18 protein-coding genes are annotated in these 21,034 nt (G+C 66.3%); 10 read left to right on the top strand and 8 right to left on the bottom strand.

The annotated features are described in order from the left end of the window. Positions 1-360: 360 nt before the first annotated feature. The 3 genes from QQW98_RS11140 to tpiA all read right to left on the bottom strand — a co-directional run bounded on the left by QQW98_RS11140 (position 361) and on the right by tpiA (position 3,360). Positions 361-1,995 carry a CTP synthase gene (locus tag QQW98_RS11140; protein ID WP_290135010.1) on the bottom strand — a complete coding sequence of 545 codons (1,635 nt, stop codon included), beginning with the start codon at positions 1,993-1,995 and terminating at the stop codon, positions 361-363. A 103-nt stretch (positions 1,996-2,098) separates the two neighbouring features. Further along, positions 2,099-2,476 carry a preprotein translocase subunit SecG gene (gene secG, locus QQW98_RS11135; RefSeq protein WP_290135009.1) on the bottom strand — a complete coding sequence of 126 codons (378 nt, stop codon included), beginning with the start codon at positions 2,474-2,476 and terminating at the stop codon, positions 2,099-2,101. Between the two features lie 122 nt (positions 2,477-2,598). Beyond that, entirely contained in the window at positions 2,599-3,360 is a 762-nt protein-coding gene (tpiA, locus tag QQW98_RS11130) for a triose-phosphate isomerase (RefSeq protein ID WP_290135008.1), read from the bottom strand. Positions 3,361-3,585: 225 nt separating this feature from the next. Here tpiA and QQW98_RS11125 point away from each other — a divergent pair, with 225 nt between their 5' ends. The 8 genes from QQW98_RS11125 to lexA all read left to right on the top strand — a co-directional run bounded on the left by QQW98_RS11125 (position 3,586) and on the right by lexA (position 12,048). Further along, the gene (locus QQW98_RS11125) at positions 3,586-5,529 is read left to right on the top strand and encodes a peptidylprolyl isomerase (protein WP_290135007.1); all 1,944 of its coding nucleotides are present in this window, start codon (positions 3,586-3,588) and stop codon (positions 5,527-5,529) included. 122 nt (positions 5,530-5,651) lie between these two features. After that, positions 5,652-7,040 (top strand): anthranilate synthase component I family protein, encoded by a 1,389-nt coding sequence (locus QQW98_RS11120; protein ID WP_404800891.1) that lies wholly within the window; start codon positions 5,652-5,654, stop codon positions 7,038-7,040. Next, positions 7,037-7,834, top strand: a complete 798-nt coding sequence (locus QQW98_RS11115) for a phosphodiester glycosidase family protein (RefSeq protein WP_290135005.1) — start codon at positions 7,037-7,039, stop codon at positions 7,832-7,834. Before QQW98_RS11120 ends, QQW98_RS11115 begins: the two co-directional genes overlap by 4 nt. Beyond that, the gene (gene pip, locus QQW98_RS11110) at positions 7,831-8,790 is read left to right on the top strand and encodes a prolyl aminopeptidase (protein ID WP_290135004.1); all 960 of its coding nucleotides are present in this window, start codon (positions 7,831-7,833) and stop codon (positions 8,788-8,790) included. Before QQW98_RS11115 ends, pip begins: the two co-directional genes overlap by 4 nt. 49 nt (positions 8,791-8,839) lie before the next feature. Next, the gene (locus QQW98_RS11105; RefSeq protein WP_290136931.1) at positions 8,840-9,439 is read left to right on the top strand and encodes an anthranilate synthase component II; all 600 of its coding nucleotides are present in this window, start codon (positions 8,840-8,842) and stop codon (positions 9,437-9,439) included. After that, positions 9,436-10,428 (top strand): anthranilate phosphoribosyltransferase, encoded by a 993-nt coding sequence (trpD, locus tag QQW98_RS11100; RefSeq protein WP_290135003.1) that lies wholly within the window; start codon positions 9,436-9,438, stop codon positions 10,426-10,428. Before QQW98_RS11105 ends, trpD begins: the two co-directional genes overlap by 4 nt. Continuing rightward, the gene (trpC, locus tag QQW98_RS11095; protein WP_290135002.1) at positions 10,425-11,210 is read left to right on the top strand and encodes an indole-3-glycerol phosphate synthase TrpC; all 786 of its coding nucleotides are present in this window, start codon (positions 10,425-10,427) and stop codon (positions 11,208-11,210) included. The genes trpD and trpC overlap by 4 nt, the downstream gene beginning before the upstream one ends. 148 nt (positions 11,211-11,358) lie before the next feature. After that, positions 11,359-12,048, top strand: coding sequence for a transcriptional repressor LexA (gene lexA, locus QQW98_RS11090; protein WP_290135001.1), 690 nt, complete (start codon positions 11,359-11,361; stop codon positions 12,046-12,048). A 70-nt stretch (positions 12,049-12,118) separates the two neighbouring features. Here lexA and QQW98_RS11085 read toward each other — a convergent pair whose 3' ends face one another. Further along, positions 12,119-14,311, bottom strand: a complete 2,193-nt coding sequence (locus QQW98_RS11085) for a ComEC/Rec2 family competence protein (protein WP_290135000.1) — start codon at positions 14,309-14,311, stop codon at positions 12,119-12,121. 28 nt (positions 14,312-14,339) lie between these two features. On the opposite strand from QQW98_RS11085, the gene gltX reads away from it, so the two are divergent. After that, positions 14,340-15,761 (top strand): glutamate--tRNA ligase, encoded by a 1,422-nt coding sequence (gene gltX, locus QQW98_RS11080; RefSeq protein ID WP_290134999.1) that lies wholly within the window; start codon positions 14,340-14,342, stop codon positions 15,759-15,761. Positions 15,762-15,786: 25 nt separating this feature from the next. Continuing rightward, positions 15,787-17,070, top strand: coding sequence for a citrate synthase (locus QQW98_RS11075; RefSeq protein WP_290134998.1), 1,284 nt, complete (start codon positions 15,787-15,789; stop codon positions 17,068-17,070). A gap of 6 nt (positions 17,071-17,076) precedes the next feature. Here the strand turns inward: QQW98_RS11075 and QQW98_RS11070 are convergent, their stop codons facing one another. The 4 genes from QQW98_RS11070 to QQW98_RS11055 form a co-directional block, all read right to left on the bottom strand. Beyond that, positions 17,077-18,459, bottom strand: coding sequence for a sensor histidine kinase (locus QQW98_RS11070; RefSeq protein WP_290134997.1), 1,383 nt, complete (start codon positions 18,457-18,459; stop codon positions 17,077-17,079). Next, the gene (locus QQW98_RS11065) at positions 18,459-19,406 is read right to left on the bottom strand and encodes a hypothetical protein (RefSeq protein ID WP_290134996.1); all 948 of its coding nucleotides are present in this window, start codon (positions 19,404-19,406) and stop codon (positions 18,459-18,461) included. The genes QQW98_RS11070 and QQW98_RS11065 overlap by 1 nt, the downstream gene beginning before the upstream one ends. A gap of 35 nt (positions 19,407-19,441) precedes the next feature. Next, positions 19,442-20,584 carry a hypothetical protein gene (locus tag QQW98_RS11060; protein WP_290134995.1) on the bottom strand — a complete coding sequence of 381 codons (1,143 nt, stop codon included), beginning with the start codon at positions 20,582-20,584 and terminating at the stop codon, positions 19,442-19,444. An 81-nt stretch (positions 20,585-20,665) separates the two neighbouring features. Continuing rightward, entirely contained in the window at positions 20,666-20,968 is a 303-nt protein-coding gene (locus QQW98_RS11055) for an Hpt domain-containing protein (protein ID WP_290134994.1), read from the bottom strand. Positions 20,969-21,034 lie beyond the last annotated feature (66 nt).

Raw genomic sequence — 21,034 nt, 5'->3', positions numbered from 1 at the left:
CTCCCTGCAAACAACCAAGATTGGGGCGGCGCAGCGATGCGTCGCCCTTTTCGCGTTTCGGTGCGCACAAAAGATCAGGGGGCGGATCCGAAGATCCACCCCCTCCGGCGCGAACGCCGGCTCGTCGAGAAATTGGCCGTCCGGGTCGCAGAAGACGACCGGTCACTCGACAAGCTTTCCGGAGACGGTGTTCTGCACCCGACAATCGTCAAAGCAGGCCCACGCTTTAACAATTGCTAACCCCCGTTTTCACCACAAGCGTTAGCGAGCGTTCCCATTTTGGCAAGGGAGCGTTTGTATGAATGCGACATCGGGCGCATTTTTGTCGTAAAATATCAAAAAAGATCGCCGGGAAGCGGGTCACACGAGCCGCGACTGCTCCACAGCGGCGCCGATGAATCCGGCGAACAACGGGTGCGGGTCGAACGGCTTGCTCTTCAATTCCGGATGGTACTGCACACCGATGAACCACGGATGGTCGGGGCGCTCGACGATTTCCGGGAGCAGGCCGTCCGGCGACATGCCTGAGAATACCAGGCCACCGCGTTCGAGTTGCTCGATATAGGCGGCGTTCACCTCGTAACGGTGGCGGTGCCGCTCGCTGATCGTGGTTTCACCGCCGTAGATCCGTGACACGTGGCTGTTGGCGGAAAGCTTCGCATCGTAAGCACCCAAGCGCATCGTGCCACCCAGATCGGTGTCGGCGTCACGCTGCTGGAGGCCTTCCTCGCTCATCCATTCGGTGATGATGCCCACCACCGGTTCCGGAGTATGGCCGAATTCGGTGGAAGAAGCGGCAGCCACGCCGGCCGTGTTACGGGCCCCTTCGATACAGGCCATCTGCATGCCGAGGCAGATGCCGAGGAACGGCACCTTGCGCTCCCGCGCGAAGCGGACGCTGGCAATCTTGCCCTCGGACCCACGCTCGCCGAAACCGCCCGGCACCAGGATCGCGTGCAGCGGCTCCAGTTTCGCGGCGAGATCGGCGTCTTCGTCTTCGAACATCTCCGCATCGATCCACTTGATGTGGACCTTGACGCGGTGCTTCATCCCGCCGTGGATCAGCGCCTCGTTGAGCGACTTGTAGGCATCCGGCAGGCCGACATACTTGCCGACCACACCGATCGTGACCTCGCCTTCGGGATTGGCAAAGCGGTCGACCACATCGTTCCAGACGGTGAGGTCAGGTTGAGGCGCGTCGATGCCGAAATGCTTGAGGACCTCGTCGTCGAGCCCTTCGCGGTGATATTGCAGGGGCACCGCGTAGATGCTCGGCGCATCGAGCGCCTGAATGACGGCGGAGGGGCGCACGTTGCAGAACTGCGCGATCTTGCGCCGCTCGTTCTCCGGCAGTTCGTGCTCGCAGCGGCACAGCAGCACGTCGGGCTGCACGCCCAGGCTGGTGAGCTCGCGTACAGAGTGCTGGGTAGGCTTGGTTTTCAGCTCGCCTGCGGCCGAGATGTACGGCACCAGCGTTACGTGGATCAGCGCGGTCTTGTCCGGACCCAGCTCGTTGCGCAGTTGGCGGATCGCCTCGATGAACGGCAAGCTCTCGATATCGCCGACCGTGCCGCCGATTTCGCACAGGATGAAATCGTGGTCGTCATCGTCGTGCAGGGCGAAATTCTTGATCTCGTCCGTCACGTGCGGGATCACCTGGACCGTCGCGCCGAGATAGTCGCCGCGGCGTTCCTTGGCGATGATCTGCTGGTACACGCGCCCGGAAGTGATGTTGTCCGCCTGCCGCGCGGATACGCCGGTGAAACGCTCGTAATGGCCAAGGTCGAGGTCGGTCTCCGCCCCGTCGTCCGTTACGTAGACTTCGCCGTGCTGGTAGGGGCTCATCGTCCCCGGATCGACATTGAGATACGGGTCGAACTTGCGAATGCGGACCTTGAAGCCGCGCGCCTGCAGCAGCGCACCGAGGCTTGCCGCCATGAGACCTTTGCCGAGCGAGGAGACCACGCCGCCGGTGATGAAAATATACCGCGCCATGGGAGCCGAGCCTTACGCATGGGGTGGGATTCGGCGCAAGCGCTCAAAGCGCTTGTCCGCACAAAATTTGCCGGGCGGGCGATTGCCCTGCCCGCAAGACGGATCAATTCAGCAGGTCGCCCAGCGGATCGTCGTTCGGCGCAGGCGTCGAATCGACCGGCTCTTCGCCGTCGAGGCCCGGATCTCCCGGTACCGGATCCGCCTGCCGGTCGACCGAACGATCGAGCGACGTGTCGATCTCCGGTGCATTGCCGCCAGTGGTTTCCACCGCGATTGCCGCCAGCACGATCGTCAGGCCCACGAAGGTTATCGCCAGCCACTTGGTTGCGCGGGTCAGGAAGTCCGCTGCACCGCGGGCCGACATCAGGCCCGACGGATTGCCGCCCATGCCGAGGCCGCCACCTTCCGAACGCTGCATCAGGATCACCACGACAAGCGATGCGGCCACGATAGCCTGGAGGACAGTCAGGAAGGTGAACATTGTGCGGTTTCCGGTGGTCGAATGTCTGTCTGGGCGCCTGCTGCCTGCAGGCAGGCCCGCTCGGCTGCGCCCTTAGCTGGGCACGCCCGCGCTTTCAAGCAAGGCCTGCCGGCGAAGTAGCCTCAGCCGTCGCCGTCGGGCGATGCGGCCGCGATGATGATGCCGAGGAAGCTCTCCGCCGTCAGGCTCGCACCGCCGACGAGCGCGCCGTCGACATCGTCCACGCCAAGAATTTCGGTGATGTTGTCGGCATTGACCGATCCGCCGTAGATGATCCGCACGCCTTCGCCGCCCATGCCGAGGAGTTCGCCCATGCGGCCGCGCAGGGCGGAGTGCATGGCGCCGATTTCCTCGACCGAAGCGCTCCGGCCGGTGCCGATGGCCCAGACCGGTTCATAGGCGACCGTCAGGCGTTCCGGGATCGTATCCACCTCGACCAGCGATTCTTCCAGCTGGCGGAAGACCGCAGCCTCCGCCTTGCCGGCGTCGCGTTCCTCGGCGGTTTCGCCCACGCACAGGATGACGTTGAGCCCGACGTCGAAGGCGGCGGCCATCTTGCGCTTCACCAGCGCATTGTCCTCGCCGTGGTTCTGGCGCCGTTCGCTATGGCCCAGTATGACGAAGCTGGCGCCGGCGTCCTTGACCATGGAAGCCGACACGTCACCCGTGTGGGCGCCGCTTTCTTCCGGGTGGCAATCCTGGCCGCCCACGGCGATCAGGTTCGCTTCCTTGCGCACGGCATGAATCAGCGTGAACGGCGGTGCGATCGCGACTTCGGTGCGCATCAGGCGTTCTGCCGCGCGGTCGATCGCGCGCGCTTCGGCCAGCATGGCGCGGGTGCCATGCATCTTCCAGTTGCCGACGATATAAGGGCGTTCCGACATCGTTTTCCTTGGGTATATTTGAGCGGCCCCGAAGGCGGGGCTGAGTTTGCGCCCTGCTATGGCGACCATTCAGCGTTTGTCAAAGCCGCTTTATCCACATTCCGGCAAACTGGCGCGGACCTGTTGCGGGACTGCCGCAAGGCAGATAATAGCGCGCCAGATTTCCGGCGCTCCGACTGGCGATGATGCCCGCGGAATGCGCCGCAGACGGGATTTCTCACGGTCATGATGCAAGGTTTCCGCAAATTCTTCAGTTCCAAGATCGGGCTTGCGATCACGCTGGGCTTCCTGGGGCTCATCGCCCTCGCCTTCGCCAGTGCCGACGTGTCCGGATCGGCGACGTTCGGCGGGGTGGCCGGCGGCAACCGTGTGGCCGTGGTCGGCGACCGCAAGATCGGCACTGGCGAGATGGATGCGATCGTGCGCAACCGGGTCAACGCTCTGCGGCGCCAGAACCCCGAGCTGACGATGGAAGAATTCATCAGCAGCGGCGAGTTCGAGGCGCTGCTGGAATCGCAGTTCGACCGCTTCGCGATCTCGCAGTTCGCGGAAAAATACGGCTTCGAAGCCGGCCGCCGGCTGGTGGACAGCGAAATCGGCAATATCGACGCGTTCAAGGGTGCCGACGGCAATTTCAGTGCCGAGGCCTATTCCGCGATCCTCCAGCAGCAGGGGCTGAGCGATGCGCAGGTCCGCTCCGACATCGCCGACACGCTGCTGCTGCGCCAGGTCCTCAATCCGGTGGCCTTCGGCGCGCAGATGCCCAAGGGGATTTCGGATCGCTACGCCGCGATCTTCAGCGAGACGCGCACCGCACAAGTGCTGAGCGTGCCCGCCACCAGCTATGCGCCAGCCGCCGGGCCGAGCGCCGAGACGCTGAGCAAGTATTACGCCGACAACCGCAGCGAATGGGTCCGCCCCGAACGCCGCGTGGTGCGCTATGCCACTTTCGGCGATGCCACCCTGGGCGAGCTTCCCGCCCCGACCAACCAGCAGATCGCCGCGCGCTACCGCCGCGATGCCGCCCAGTATGCCGCTTCGGAGCAGCGGACCGTGACGCAGCTCGTGGTTCCGACCCGCGCTGCGGCCGACGCCATCGTGCGCGAAGTCAATAGCGGCACCTCGCTGGCACAGTCGGCTTCCGGCAAAGGCCTCGCCACCGCCGAAGTCGGTCCGGTCGATGAAGAGGCCTATGCCGAGCAGACATCCGAAGCCGTCGCCGAAGCGGTTTTTGCGGCCGGTTCCGGGCAGGTTGCCGCCGTGGCCCGCGGTCCGCTGGGCTACTATGTCGTGCGGGTCGACAACATCCGCGACATCCCCGCCCGCAGCATCGCGGAAGCGCGCGGCGAGATCAGCGAGCAGCTGGCCGCCGAACAGCGGCGCGAGGCGCTGATCCAGATGGCCTCCTCGATCGAGGACGAGATCGACAACGGCAGCAACATCCGCGAGATCGCCGAAACGCTGGGGATCGAAATATCCACCACTCGCCCGATCACGATCGAGGGCCGCGTTTACGGCACTGACGAGACCGCGCCCGAAGTCATCGCCCCCGCAATCCGCACCGCATTCGACATGGACACCAACGAACCGCAAATCGGCGAGATCGAGGCGGGAACGACCTTCCTGCTGTTCGACGTCGCCGATGTCACCGAATCGAGCGCGCCGCCGCTTGCCGAAGTGCGTGACGAGGTTATCGCCCGCTGGAAGCTGGACCAGGGCCAGGCAAAGGCACGCGAAGTCGCCAATGCCATCCTCAAGCGGATCGACGGCGGCGCGTCCCTGGCCGATGCGGTGCGCGCGTTGGACGCCAGCCTGCCCGCACCGCGCCGTATCTCCATGACACGCGAGCAGCTGACCCAGATGGCCCGCGAACAGAAGGTCGGGCCGGAACTCGCGCTCATGTTCTCCATGGCGCGCGGCACCGCCAAGAAGCTCGAGGAGCGCGGCGGTGAAGGCTGGCTGGTCATCAACCTCACCGACGTGACGCCGGGCGAAGACCTGTCGCCGGAACGCGAGGCGGCCTTCCGCCAGCAGCTCGCCACCGTGCTGGGCGACGAGCTGGCTGCGCAGTTCCGCACGGCCGCACGCGAAGATGTCGGCGTCGAGCGCAACGAGGATGCGATTAGCGCCCTGCGCGCGCAGCTCCTCGGCCAGAACGCCGGCAATTGACCTCCGCCGCGCTGAACGGCGCGCCCGAGGCGCTGGCGGAGCTCGCTGCGTCGCGCCCGGCGCTGGTGTGGCGCGAAATCGTCGCCGATACAGAAACGCCGGTCGGGCTAGCGGCGAAGCTGATGGTCGAAAAGCGCGGCGATTTCCTGCTGGAATCGGTCGAAGGCGGGGCGATCCGGGGGCGCTACAGCCTCATCGGCCTCGACCCGGACCTCGTCTTCCGCGCCTCCGGTGCGGCAGCCGAAATCAACCGCGACTGGCAATCGGATCGGGATAGCTTCGTACCGCTGGCCGCTGACGGCCTGGCGGAATTGCGCACGCTTGCCGCCGAATGCCGCATCGATGTGCCCGATGGCCTGCCGCCCGCCCTCGCCTGCCTTGTCGGCTATTTCGGCTACGAGACTATAGCCCTGGTTGAAAGCCTGCCGCGCGCTGCCGGAAAGGGCATCGGTCTGCCCGACATGCTGTTCGTGCGCCCGACCGTGCTGCTGGTGTTCGACGGGCTGGAGGACAAGCTGTTCGTCATTGCCCCCGTTTGGGCGGGCGGCGATGCTCCCGGACAGGCGCTGGAGCGGGCTGCGGAGCGCATCGACGAAACCATCCGCGCGCTCGGTACCGTCCCGGCAAAAGCCGAGGCACTGCAGGCGCGTCCCGAAATCGCGGTGGAGCCGCAGCTAGCCGTCGAAGATTACCGCGCGATGGTGGCGCGGGCGAAGGATTACATCGTCGCGGGAGACATCTTCCAGGTCGTGCTGGCCCAGCGGTTCACCACGCCCTTCGCGCTGCCGCCCTTGCAGCTTTATCGCGCGTTACGGCGCATCAACCCGTCGCCCTTCCTCTATTTCCTCGATCTGCCGGGCTTTGCCGTCGTGGGATCGAGTCCGGAAATCCTCGTCCGCGTGCGCGACGGCGAGGTCACGATCCGTCCGATCGCCGGCACACAGCCTCGCGGCGCGAACCAGGCCGAAGACCGCGCCAACGAGGCGAGCCTGCTGGCCGATCCCAAGGAGCGGGCCGAGCACCTGATGCTGCTGGACCTGGGGCGCAACGATGTCGGGCGCGTGGCGGCGAAGGGCACGGTCGAGGTCACCGACAGCTTCACGGTCGAACGCTACAGCCACGTCATGCACATCGTCAGCAACGTTGTCGGCCAGCTTGACGGGGCGCGCGACGCGCTCGACGCCGTGTTCGCCGGCTTCCCTGCCGGAACGGTAAGCGGTGCGCCCAAGATCCGGGCATGCGAAATCATCGCCGAACTCGAGCCCGAAGCCCGCGGTGCCTATGCCGGCGGGGTCGGCTACTTCGCGCCCGACGGTTCGGTCGACAGCTGCATCGTGCTGCGCACTGCGGTGGTGAAGGACGGCACGATGCATGTGCAGGCCGGTGCTGGCATCGTCGCCGACAGTGACCCCGAGTACGAACAGCGCGAATGCGAAGCCAAGGCCGGCGCCCTGTTCGCCGCGGCGCGTGAGGCCGTGCGCCTGGCGCAGGAACCGGGCTTCGGCCAGTGAGGCGCGTCGCCCTTCTCGCCGCCTTCGCGCTGGCCGCATGCGGAACAGCTGCGGAGGAGCCCGAACCGGGCGCGAAGGCTTCCGCCCAACCGGCCTCCGCTTGCCGCAGCGTCACGTTCGAGGACGCGCGCTTCACCCACTGCGTCGCCGACCCGAAGCAGCACGCAATCACCATGGCGCTCGGCGGTTCGCGCGGGCAGGCTTATCGCGGTTTCGTGGATTATGCGCTCGACCGCCCGTCCGACAGCGCGCCTGTCGCCTTTGCCATGAACGCCGGCATGTTCGACAATGCAGGCAAGCCGATCGGCTACTATGTCGAAGGCGGCAAGCGATTGCAGGAACTGAACCGCGCCAAGGGCCTCGGCAACTTCCACCTGCTTCCCAACGGCGTCTTCTATGGCACTGACGGAAAGTGGGAAATCCGCACGGCCGAAGACTTCTACGAAAGCGTGAAGGACCGGCCGGCCTTCGGCACCCAGAGCGGCCCGATGCTGGTGATCGGCGGCGAACTGCATCCGAAGATCGACGAAGACGGCCCCAGCCGCTTCGTCCGCAACGGCGTCGGCGTCGACGGCGAAGGCCGCGCCCATTTCGTAATTTCCGAGCAGCCCGTCAGCTTCGGCAAGCTTGCGCGCCTGTTCCGCGACGATCTCGCCACGCCGAACGCGCTCTATCTCGACGGTTCGGTCAGCGCGCTGTGGGACCCGGCGCGCGAACGGATGGATACGGGTGCCCTGCTCGGCCCTCTTGTCGTCGTCGAAAAGCGGCAAACCCCACGAAAGGACACGCCATGACCGACCGTCGCACGCTATACCCCGAAATCGAGCCTTACGAGACCGGCATGCTCGATGTCGGAGAGGGCCACTCGCTCTATTACGAGCGCGTCGGCACGCCGGGCGCGAAGCCGGCGGTGTTCCTCCACGGCGGCCCGGGCGGCGGGATGAGCCCCGATCACCGCCGCCAGTGGGATCCGGACCGATACGACGTGCTGCTGTTCGACCAGCGCGGCTGCGGCAAGTCGCTGCCCTTCGCGGAAATCGAACACAACGACACGTGGCGCATCGTCGGCGATATCGAGAAGCTGCGCGAAATGTGCGGCCATGACACTTGGCAGGTCTTCGGCGGCAGCTGGGGCGCAACGCTCGCCTTGGCCTATGCGCAGGAGCACCCCGGCCGCACGACCGAAATCGTCCTGCGCGGCGTATTCCTCGCCCGGCAGAAGGAGAAAGACTGGCTCTATACTTACGGCGCGAGCGAAATCATGGCCGAGCAGTGGGACGACTTCAACGGCCTGATCCCCGAAAACGAGCGCGACGACATGGTGCGCGCCTATCACGCCCGGCTGACCAGCGAGGACGAGGAAACCCGCCTCTCCGCCGCGCGCGAATGGTCGCTGTGGGAGGGGAGCGTCGCCACCTTGCTGCCGGACGAAAAGCTGCTCGACAGCTTCGCCGACCCGGCCAAGGCGATCCCCTTCGCCCGGATCTGCGCGCGCTTCTTCCTGGAGAATTTCTTCCTGGAAGAGGCGCAGCTGCTGGCCAATGTCGATCGCATCAAGCACATTCCCGGCATCATCGTGCAGGGACGCCACGACATCTGCACCCCGCCGACGAGCGCGTGGGAGCTCAAGAAAGCGTGGCCCGAAGCCGATTTGTGGATAGTCCACGATGCGGGCCACAGCGCCGGCGAACCGGGCATCATCGACGGGCTGGTCCGCGCGACGGATGCATTTGCGGATCGGCGCGGTTAGCCGGCGCGCTTGATTGCCGGCCACAAACCCGCAAAAGCTCGCTGAAGCCATGATCCTCGTCATCGACAATTACGACAGCTTTACCTTCAACCTGGTCCACTACCTGATGGAACTGGGTGCAGAGGTGCGGGTGGAGCGTAACGACGCGATGGGCGCTGCAAAGGCGCTGGCTACCGGGGCGAAGGGCATCCTTATTTCGCCCGGGCCGTGCACCCCGAACGAAGCCGGGATCAGTCTCGACCTCGTCGCGGCTTGCGCCGATGCGCAGCGGCCCTTGCTCGGCGTGTGCCTGGGCCACCAGGCGATCGGGCAACATTTCGGCGGCAAGGTCGTGCGCGGGGGGCTGATGCACGGCAAGACCAGCCCGGTGGAGCACGACGACAGCGGCGTCTTCGCCGGCCTGCCCTCGCCCTTCACCGCCACGCGCTATCACTCGCTGGTGGTCGAAGAGATTCCCGATGCGCTGGTCGTGAACGCCACATCCGAGACACCGGGCCTCGACGGCACCAGCGTGATGGGCTTCCGCCATGTCTCGCTACCCATCCACGGCGTGCAGTTCCACCCGGAAAGCATCGCGACCGAGCATGGCCATGCCCTACTCGCCAATTTTCTTGCTCTCTGCGGCCTGTCCGCCACGGTGCCCGCATGAAGACGCTGCCGCTCGCCGTTCCGTACATGACCGAAGCCGAGGCCGAGGAGGTCTTCGGCTGGATCCTCGATGGCGAGGCGACGGATGAGGAAATCGCCCGCTTCCTGCTCGCCATGACCGAACGCAGCGAGACGGCCGAGGAAATCGCCGGTGCGGCCCGCGCCCTGCGCGCCAGGCTCGTACCCGTCGCGGGGCCCGACAACGCCATCGACGTCTGCGGCACCGGCGGCGACGGGCATCACACGCTCAACGTCTCGACCGCCGTGGGGCTGGTCGTGGCCGCCTGCGGCGTCCCCGTCGCGCGCCATGGCAATCGCGCAATTTCGTCCAAAGCCGGCGTTGCCGACACGCTGGAAGTGCTCGGGCTCGACATGGCGGCCGCGGGCCGCACGGCGGAGACGACGCTGGCGGAAATCGGCATCTGCTTCCTCTTTGCGCCCAACCACCACCCGGCGATGGGCCGCATCCAGCCCATCCGCAAGAAGCTCGGCCGGCGCACGATCTTCAATTTGATGGGCCCGCTATCGAATCCGGTCGGCGTGAAGCGCCAGCTGATCGGGATCGCCCGGCCCGCCTACGTGTCGATCTATGGCGATGCGGCGGCGCGGCTGGGCACGGTGCGGACGTTCATCGTTTCCGGCGACGAAAGCCTCGACGAGCTGAGCCTTGCGGGCGGCAACGAACTGGCGGACGTTACCGGAAACGAATTCGCGATGCGCCGCGTCGATGCCTCGATGGCAAACCTTCCCTCCGCACCGCTGGAAGCCATTCGCGGCGGCGACCCCGCACACAATGCGCAGGCCTTGCGCGATTTGCTCGACGGCTGGCCGAGCGCCTATCGCGACGCCGTGTGCCTCAATGCCGCTGCCGCCCTGATCGTTGCCGATGCGGCGGCGGACTGGCAGAGCGGCGCGGAAATGGCCGCCGAAGCGATCGACAGCGGACGCGCGCGCAAGCTGCTGCAAGACTGGATCGCCCTCGCCCGATGAACAAGCTGGAAGAAATCTGCGCGACCAAGCGCGAGGAAGTGGCTGCGCGCAAGGCGGTTGCCACTCTCGAAGATCTCGACCGTGCCGCCTTGCAGGCCACCCCGCCGCGCGGCTTTCGCATGGCGCTGGAGGCGAAAGCGGCAACCGGTTTCGGCCTGATCGCGGAAATAAAGAAGGCTTCGCCCTCCAAGGGATTGATTCGCGCCGATTTCCGCCCGCACGAGCACGCGATCGATTACGAGCGTGGCGGGGCGGCGTGCCTTTCCGTGCTCACCGACCCACCCTATTTCCAGGGGCATGAAGACTATCTGGTCGATGCGCGCAAGAGCTGCGCCCTGCCCGTGCTGCGCAAGGATTTCATGATCGACCCGTGGCAAGTCGCCGAAAGCCGTGCGCTGGGCGCGGATGCGATTCTCATTATCGTAGCCGCGCTGGACGACGTCGCGATGACGGAGATCGAGGCCGCCGCGCTGGAGCGCGGGATGGACGTGCTGGTCGAAGTCCACGACGAAGCCGAGATGGACCGGGCCCTGAAGCTCCGGTCCCGCCTGCTCGGCGTCAACAACCGCGATCTCAGGACTTTTACCACCGACCTCGCCACCACCGAACGGCTTGCGGCGATGGCACCTGCCGGCAGCGTCCTCGTCGGCGAAAGCGGCATCGAAAGCCATGCCGACTGCGAGCGGCTCGCCGCTTCAGGCGTGCGCTGCTTCCTCGTGGGCGAAAGCCTGATGCGGCAGGACGATCTCGAGGCTGCGACGCGCAGCTTGCTTGGGATCTGACCAGCAGCTTCGCAGCCCTGGCGAAGAAAAGGAACCGTTCTGGTTCTGTCGCTTGACTGAACCGCAAAGGTTGCTTAATTGTTCCTTATTCGTTCACCAAAATGCCCACGCGGTGGATGTCTTAGCGGGCGCTTTAGGGAGCGTGTCGATGCTGACCGCCAAGCAACACGAACTGCTGCTTTTCATCCGTGACCGACTCGATGAAACCGGCATTTCCCCGAGTTTCGAGGAAATGAAGGATGCGCTGGACCTGAAGTCGAAATCGGGGGTGCACCGCCTGATTTCCGCGCTCGAGGAACGCGGCTTCATCCGCCGCCTGCCCAACCGCGCCCGCGCGCTCGAAGTGCTGCGCAGTCCCGAGGACATGCAGACCGCAACGCGCAAACCGGCTGCGGCCAACGATGCCGTGTCGCGTGCGGTCACGCCGCCGGCTGCGGCACCTTCCGCCGCCAATGACGTGATCGAGGTTCCCCTCCACGGCCGCATTGCTGCCGGTGCGCCGATCGAAGCGCTGGAAGGCGACCAGTCGCTGCCCGTTCCAGCGGCCCTGCTTGGAGCAGGCGAGCACTATGCGCTGGAAGTGTCCGGCGACTCGATGATCGAAGCAGGCATTTTCGATGGCGACTATGCGCTGGTGAAGCGCACCGACACGGCACGCGATGGGGAAATCGTCGTTGCGCTCGTCAATAACGAGGAAGCCACGCTGAAATATTTGCGGCGCGAAAGCGGCATGGTCCGGCTCGATCCCGCGAACGCTTCCTACGAGGCGCAGGTCTACCGGCCGAACGAAGTTCAGGTGCAGGGCAAGCTCGCCGGACTGCTTCGTCGCTACCACTGACGCCGGCTGCCGCTACGGTTAGTGCAAGCGCCGCCCCGTTCGGGCGGCGTTTGTGTATCGGGAGGCCGGATCAACGCCGCGCGTAGCGGTCTTCGCGCGGTTTCCACCAGCCGTGGTCGCCCTGCCGCTGCGCGACCGTCGCGAAATTTTCGCTCGCAAGGTCGATGGAAATCCCGCCCGTGTCGCCAAGGAGGTTGCGGTCCGCCTTCAGCCAGCGCGGCCGGCAGCTTCGCGGCAGCCACCGGTCGGCGACCACGATGTCGGCCTGCTCGCAGGCGGCCGCCAGCGCCCGCTCTTCCACCCGGTCCCGGCTTCGCGCCATCAGGATGCTCCAGTCGCGGCCGCCGCGCGCGATCGCTATCACGCAGAAATCGCGGCTGCATTCCGCATCGGGGTGGTTGGCAATGGCAATAGGCTCCGCGCGCGTCGCCGCCAGTTCGCGCAGGTTGTCGCTGGTATAGCTCGAGCGGCTTTCGCGCAGCACCAGCAAGGTCCCGTCCGGCTGAGTGACGCCGACGTGCCGCCCGTCGCCGGTGATCATGACATCGGGGACCGGCGTGGCGAGCAGCAAGGCGCTTGCCGCCGCCACAGGGGCGAAACCCCACAGCCGCGCCCGCCCTTGCCATAACGCCAGCCAGAGCAATCCCACCACGAACAGCCCGAATGTCCCCAGCCCCATGGCCGGGCTCAGCTTCACCGAACCGGGCTGGGACGATGTGAAATGCGCCAGCGCCAGCAGACCTTCCAGCGACTTGCCGGCCATCCACCAGGCCGGCGCGCCCAGCCCGACGATGTCGAAAACCAGCGCAATCGCGATCAGCGGCATCGATACGAAAGTGACAAGCGGGATCGCGAGCACATTGGCGAAGGCACCGTACAGCCCTGCGCGGTGGAAATGGAACAGCACGATGGGCATCAATGCGAGCTCGATCACCATGCCGGTTACCAGCAGCATGACACTGCGCCTCCCGAAGCGGGACAGCCAACTTTCCTCCCGCGGAACGAGGAAGCGCTTAACCCATGCCGCATTATGCAGCGCGACGATGGCGATCACCGCCGAAAAGCTCATCTGGAAGCTCGGTCCGACGAGCGATTCCGGCCACAGGAACAGCACGAACGCGGCCGCCACCGCGACCATGCGCAGGCTCAGCGGTTCACGCCCCAGCGCCAGCGCGATGAGGACCAGCACGGCACCCACGCAGCTGCGCACGGTGGGCACCTGCGCCCCGGTCAACAGGGTGTAGGCGATGCCCGCCAGCGCCGCGATGGCCGCCGCGATGACCGGCAGCCGGACACGCAGGACAAGCCATGGCCACAGCGCCAGGAGCTTGATTGCAACAAGATAGGCTGCGGCAATCACCGCGCTCACATGGAGGCCGCTGATGGACAGGAGGTGCGTCAGCCCCGCATCGCGCATCGCCTCCTCGTCCGCTTCGCCGATGGCCCCGCGGTCGCCGCTGGCGAATGTTGCCGCGATTGCGCCCGGCGCTCCCCCCAGCCGGTCGCGCGCGTGGGCGCTCAGCCCCCTTTGCCAGCGCGCGAGGACCGGCGGATTCCCCGCCGGCTCCACGACCTCCACCGGGCCGACTGCCGATCCGGTCGCAGCATAGCCTTCGAACCACGCGGTTCGCGCGAAATTATAGGCGCCCGGAAGCATCGGCGGCGCCGGCGGCATCAGCCGCGCGTCGAAGCGGACGAGAGCGCCCTCGGCCAGACCCGGTCGGTCCTCCTCCAGCGGTACGTTGACGCGCAGCTTCACCGCGCGCCCGGTGTCGGCATCGCGCGCCGCGACCACCAGCCGCACCCGCTCGTCCGCCGGTTGCTCGATACGCTCAAGGACGCGCGCCTGCACAGGGCCATAGCGCGGTGCCTCGTACGGTTCCTGGCCCACCAGCCCCGAGCGCAGCCAGACCAGGGCCACGCCGACTGCGAAGGCAAGAGCGAGCCCCGCAATCCCCTGTCGCAGCAATGCGCGCTCGTCCCGGTCCCGCCAGATCGCAAGGGCCGCGACGGCGGCGATGACTGCCGCGGCAATGCTGCCCATCCACCACTCGCCGCTCGGCAGCGCAAACCAGCTGGCGATGCCCACCGCCAAGGCCACCGTTAGCCACGGGGCTCGGTCGAAACCGGCTTGGTCGAGGAACGCTTCGCCGCGGTCGAGGATACTGGACAAGGCAGCCCGCATTCGCCAAGGCGAGCGCTGCATTGCAGCATTGCCGGTTCCCTCCCCGATGGGCACGTGGCGTGAGGCATTACCGGCCATCGGCACAGTGGAAAGGAAAGCGGGCGTAATGGCAAGCGGAAGCGGCGCGAATGGCGGACAGGTTGTAACCAGGTTTGCGCCCTCGCCCACCGGTTACCTGCACTTGGGCGGCGCGCGTACCGCCCTGTTCAACTGGCTGTTCGCCCGGCACCACGGCGGCAAGGCGCTGCTCCGGATCGAGGATACGGACCAGAAGCGCTCGACCCAGGATGCGATCGACAAGATTATCGAAGGGCTCGACTGGCTGGGCCTCGATTTCGACGGCGATCCCGTATTCCAGTCGCAGCGCGCCGACCGCCACCGCGAAGTCGCGCTGCAGCTGCTCGAAAGCGGCAATGCCTACAAGTGCTTCGCCACGTCCGAGGAACTGGAAGCGATGCGCGCCGAACAGCGCGCCAAGAAGCTGCCGATGCGCTACGACGGGCGCTGGCGCGACCGCGATTCTGCCGAGGCGCCGGAAGGCACGCCCTTCACCATCCGCCTGAAAACCCCGACCGAGGGCGAAACGGTGATCGAGGACGCCGTGCAGGGCCGTGTCACGGTGAAGAACGCCGAGATCGACGATTACATCATCCTGCGCGCCGACGGGACGCCGACCTACATGCTCGCCGTGGTGGTCGATGATCACGACATGGGCTGCACCCACATCATCCGCGGCGACGACCACCTTAACAACGCCTTCCGCCAACTGCCGGTGATCAGGGCGATGGGCTGGGACGAGCCGGTCTATGCCCACGTCCCGCTGATCCACGGTGCCGACGGGGCCAAGCTGTCGAAACGCCACGGCGCGGTGGGCGTGGAGGCCTATCGCGACGAGCTCGGCGTGTTGCCCGAGGCGCTGTTCAATTACCTCCTGCGCCTTGGCTGGGGACACGGCGACCAGGAGGAATTCACCAGGGAACAGGCGATCGCGCTGTTCGACATCGACGGTGTCGGCAAGAGCGCCTCGCGCTTCGACCTCAAGAAGCTGGAGCACTTGAACGGCCACCACATCCGCGAGGCGGACGATGCGCGGCTTGCGCGGCTGGTCGCCGATGAAATCGGCGGCGAGGTCGATCTGGACCTGCTGGAACGCGCCATGCCGTTCCTGAAGATGCGCGCGAAAACCACGCACGAACTGGCCGAAGGCGCCGCCTTTCTCTTCGCCGAGCGACCGCTCGAAATGACGGACAAGGCTGCCAAGCTGCTGGACGACGATGGTCGGTCCCGGCTGTCACTGGTTTCGAACGCTCTGGCGGCGGAAAATGACTGGACAAGCGAGGCACTGGAAGCCACGCTGAAATCGCTTGCAGAGGCGCATGAACTGGGTCTTGGCAAACTGGCGCAGCCGATGCGGGCGGCGCTGACGGGCACCACCATATCGCCCGGAATTTTCGACGTTCTGGTCTTGCTGGGCCGGGAAGAAAGCCTCGCGCGGATCGACGCGCAGGCCGTTCCCGCCGCGGACTGAACGGGCAAATTTGAGGAGAACCACAATGGCCGACAACGCGAAACTCCACCTCGCCGGAAACGAATATGATTACCCCGTACTGCAGGGCAGCTGCGGCCCGGACGTGGTCGATATCCGCAAGCTCTACGGCCAGACCGGCGCGTTCACCTTCGACCCCGGCTTCACCTCCACCGCCAGCTGCGAGAGCGGCCTCACCTATATCGATGGCGAGGAAGGCGTTCTCCTCCACCGCGGCTATCCGATCGGCCAGCTGGCGGAACACTCCAGCTTCATGGAAGTCTCCCATCTCCTGCTGAACGGCGAGTTGCCGAGCCAGGAAGAGCTGGACGAGTTCACCTACACGATCACGCGCCACACGATGCTGCACGACCAGCTGCGCCAGTTCTACCAGGGCTTCCGCCGCGACGCGCACCCGATGGCGATCATGTGCGGCGTGGTCGGCGCGCTGTCCGCGTTCTACCATGACAGCACGGACATCTCCGACCCCGAGCACCGGAAGATTTCGAGCCATCGCCTGATTGCCAAGATGCCCACCATCGCGGCGTGGGCTTACAAGTACTCGATCGGCCAGCCCTTCCTGCAGCCTGACAATTCGCTCAGCTACACCGGCAATTTCCTGCGCATGACCTTCGGCGTGCCGGCCGAGGAATACGAGGTGATCCCGGCGGTCGAAAAGGCAATGGACCGCATCTTCATCCTGCATGCGGACCACGAACAGAACGCCTCGACCAGCACGGTGCGCCTGGCCGGCTCTTCGGGCGCGAACCCGTTCGCCTGTATCGCGGCGGGCATCGCCTGCCTGTGGGGCCCGGCGCATGGCGGCGCTAACGAAGCGGCGCTCAACATGCTCCGCGAGATCGGCACGCCGGACAAGATCCCGCACTATATCGAGCGGGCGAAGGACAAGAACGATCCGTTCCGCCTGATGGGCTTTGGCCACCGCGTCTACAAGAACTACGACCCGCGCGCGACGGTGATGCAGAAGACCGTGCGCGAGGTGTTCGATGCGCTGAAGGTGACCGATCCGGTCTTCGAGACCGCGCTGCAACTGGAAGAAATGGCGCTGAACGACGACTATTTCCGCGAAAAGAAGCTGTTCCCCAACGTCGATTTCTATTCGGGCGTCATCCTGTCCGCCATCGGCTTCCCGACGACCATGTTCACCGCCCTGTTCGCGCTGGCCCGCACGGTAGGCTGGGTAGCGCAGTGGAACGAGATGATCTCCGACCCCGGCCAGAAGATCGGTCGCCCGCGCCAGCTCTACACCGGTCCGGTGCAGCGCGACTACGTGCCGGTCGACAAGCGCTGATCCGCGTCAGGCGCGCGCGGGCACCGACAGGGTGAAGCGCGCGCCTTTCCCGGCTTCGCTTTCGACGGCAATATCGCCGTCCATCGCACGGGCCAGCCTGCGTGAGATATAAAGGCCGAGGCCTGATCCGCCGTCGCCGCTGCGGCCCAGGCGTTCGAACTTGCTAAACACTTTCGCCTGGTCCTCCGGTGAAATTCCCGGCCCCTCGTCGGCCACGGTGATGCGGGCCATGCGCGCGTCGCCCTGCAACGACAGGCGGATGGTCGCGCCTTCGGGCGAATAGCGGATCGCATTGCCGACCAGGTTGAGCAGGATCTGCAGGACCCGCCGGAATTCTGCGGTTGCCGGCGCCGTCTCGCCTTCCGGCGGCCCTTCGATCACGATGCCCCGCTCGCGGGCGCGTACGCCGAGGATGCCGACCGCGCGGCGCGCGACATCGGCGAGGTCGATCTGGTCGGGCGCGGTGGTGAATTTCTCGTTCTCCACCACTTCGAGATCGGCGAGATCGTCGAGCAGTGCCATCAGGTGCTGACCCGCTGCCGCGATATCGGCGGCGTAGTCGCTGTATTCGTCGGCGAGCGGACCGGCGAGCTTCGTGCGGATAGTCTCCGCATTCGCGATGATGCGGGCGATCGGTTGGCGCAGCACGGGGGCGATTTCCCGCCCGACGGTCGCTTCGAGCCGGTCGGCGGACGTCGCGGTCTGTGCGCCAGCGGCCGGGTCGATACGCGGCGGAGCCTGCAAGCTGCCAAGCAACAGTTCGAATCCTTCGCTGCCGGGGCGCCCCTTCCCCACGGGGATCAGCGTCGCCTGCCAGCTACGCGGGTCGCCATCGATAGCGATTTCTGCGCCGTCGAGCAGGCGCCAGTGGAGCGGCTGGTCATGAGCGCTGCCCGCGACACGGGCGAACTGCGTCCACGCGCGTCCGGCGCCGGCCTGCATCGCCCGCGCCAGCGATGCCAGCGCCGGCCCGTTTGCCGAAGCGGCCAGCACGTTCTGGTCCTTGTCGAGCCGCGCGGTCAGTTCGGCAGCCTGCCGCTCGATGATTTCGCGCCGTGCGCCTGCCTCCGCACCGTCGTTCTCGGCGCGCGGTACGGTCTGCCAATTGGCAAGCCCGATCGCACAGCCGCCGCTCGCGCGTTCCGGAGTGACTTCGGCCCATGCGGTAATCGTGTCGTCCTCGTCCTGCGCGGTGATTGCCCGGGCGAGCTTGAGGTCGTAGCTGCGCGCCTTGCGCACCAGTTCGAGCAGGGCCGGAACCGCCAGCTTTCCCGGCAATTCGCCGCCGCACGCAAGCTGCAGCGAGGCGAGCGGCTCGTCCGCGCTGACCAGCGTGTCCGAACCGTCGGTGAAACCGCGGGCGATGAATTCGGGGCCGATGCCGGCCATCAGTCTGCGCCGCCGATCATTTGCGCAGCCATCGCAGCACTAACCGCCTCGAAATCCTCGGCCAGTGCCGGATCGATCTCGAGATAGGCGAACTGCGCCTCGACATCACGCTGTTTCAGGCCTGCCGCTTTCAGGGCGAGGCCCAGGCGCGAAGCGCGGCGGTCGTTGCAGGACACGACGATCACGTCGCGGGTCTGGCGGGATGCCATGGCTATCGCGGTCGTGAACAACGCCGCGCCCGACTGGTCGACCGTCAATGCGGCGCGGGCATTCTGGCCGAGCCCGGTCACCAGCCGCGAGGCAAGGCCGAGGCGCGAACGCGCTTCGGAGTAATCCGCACGCAGCTTGTCCGAAGCCTTTGCGCCCGATCCAGCCGCCGCATCTCCCGCGCACAACTTGAGGATATCGAGCGCCTTGCCGAAATGGTCTGCCGGCAACTGGGCCAGCGGCAATTCCATGCGCCGCGCCTGTTCCAGGAAACGGGCCTGCGCGGCGATGAGGCCCATGGCCATTTCGGCGACCGTCTCGTCCTTGGCGGCGACCAGTCCCTGCACCAACGGCGGGACGATGGGGTCGACGATCCCGCGCTCGCCCAGCCGTTCCGAGAGCCGAGCTTCCAGTGCGAGCGCGTGGAGATGGCCGAGCAAGCCCTCGTCGGCGCACAGATACTCGGTCAGCATCTCGGCATTGCCGGCGGCGTAGTCTTCCGCATCCGCGACACCGTCGGCCCGCGCGTAGGCGGTGAGAAGCTGGACGGCGATATGCCAGACGAAGCCGTGGACACGGGCCATGATCTCGTCGGAGAACAGGGCGTTGTCGTCATGCAGCAGCATATGGCGCAGGATCGGCGTGACGCTGGCGCGCATCGCGTCACCGCGCGCGAGCCGGCTGGCCAGCTCCTGCGCGTCGGCGGTGCCGCGCGCGTTCTCCTCGCCCGAAGATGTCATGTGCCCGGCCATATGCGGTTCTGGTTAATTCCGCGTTAGGAACGCGTACGCAGGCGCGCGGTCCAGATGGCACCGATGGCCAGCGCGATCAGCCCCGTCGCACCGAGGAATGCGATATCGAGCGCTCCGGTCACTCCGATCACCACCGCAAGGAACACGCCGTCGCGCAGCCAGCTGCCGCTCGATCCTGCGCCGCGCACGGCCTCGATAGCCCAAGCGACGACCATCGCGATCACGAACCCTGCAATCGTCCACGTCCAGCTGCGCGCCAGTATCACCGCCAGTGCAGCGGCGAGCGCCCCCAGCGATGCGAGCGGTACGATCAGCATCGCGCCTCGCTTCCACCCGGAAACCTTGCCCGAATGGGCCAGGATCGTACCGGCAAACCAAGACAGCCCCGCAAGCGGCACGCTATAGAGCGCATAGCCGAGCGCCAGCAGCACGATCGCTCCCCCCAGGAAAACCGCTCCGGCGCCTGCGGCAATCCGGCCCACCCTGCCCGCCGCTTGCCCATTCACCAGCCATTGGCGCACGAGGCGATGCGCGAGCCAATCGCCGGGCGAGACGGGCGCCGCGCCCAGACGGTCGGTCGTGATCTCGCGCCCCACTTCCAAGCCGTCCTGTTGCGAATGGAGCGCAGCCCAGTCCGCCTTGTCGAGCGCTTCATCGCGCAGATGCTGCCGCCGCACACCAAGGCCGGCCGCGATGCGCAGGAGGGCACTGGCGGGCTCGGCATCGCTGTCGAGATCGGCGAGCCGCTCGACCATCGCGCCCGGAAGCCATGCAGCCCCGGCCCAGAGTGTTTCGCGATCGAGCCGCTCGAAGCCGCTCTCGCCCGCCGTTTCCGGCATCACGAAAATGCGGCGCGGTGTATCGAGCATCTCGCGCGCGGCCTCGCCCCGCACCAGCAATGCCGGGTCGAGGATCAGCAGCTCGTCGTCCGTCTTCAATTGGCCGAGCAAGCGGTGCGCGTGGGGGACGATCTGGAACTTCGCCCCGCCCGCTTCCGCCTGGTGCTGTATGTCGAGCGCAGGTTCGGTCAGCGCAGGCGCGACGAGCAGGATGCGCTCACAACCCAGCGCCAGCGCCATTTCGCACTGCCATTCCGCCAATGCGCGGCCAAGGACATGGACCGTCCCCGCCTCCTCCACAGGCAATGTCAGCAATGCGATGCGCACGTGCGAAACCTCCCGAAATTGCGCTGCGGGACTTAAGCGAGGTGCGGTTTCAAGCCAAGCGCAGTGTGGCGCCGGAAGCGGTCAGGCCTGCGGAAAATCCGTCAGATAGGCTTTCAGGCGGCGAACGACGCCCGGTTCTCCCGGTGCCGCGTCGAGCGCTTCTTCGGCCAGCAGCATTAGGTCATCGGCCTGGAAGCTGGCGGCAAGGCCTTTCAGTCGCATTGCGGAAACGGCCCAGTTGCCGTCGCAGCGGGCGCGGGAAAGCAAGTCCACCTGCCGCTCCACGCTTTCGAAAAACGCGGTGCGCAGCTCGGCAAACAGCGCCGGATCGTCGCCCGCCGCCGCTGCCAGTGTCGCATCGAGATCGCCTGATTCAAACGCCATGACGCAGGGCTCTAGGGCAGCGGTGGTTAAGACGTGGTTTATCCTGCCCCCGATGGTGCTATGCTC

Origin of the sequence: Alteriqipengyuania flavescens (assembly GCF_030406725.1) — a bacterium.
Classification (GTDB): domain Bacteria; phylum Pseudomonadota; class Alphaproteobacteria; order Sphingomonadales; family Sphingomonadaceae; genus Alteriqipengyuania_B; species Alteriqipengyuania_B flavescens.
The sequence above is the reverse complement of the archived record's forward strand: the minus strand, read 5'-3'. Positions and strand labels throughout refer to the sequence as shown.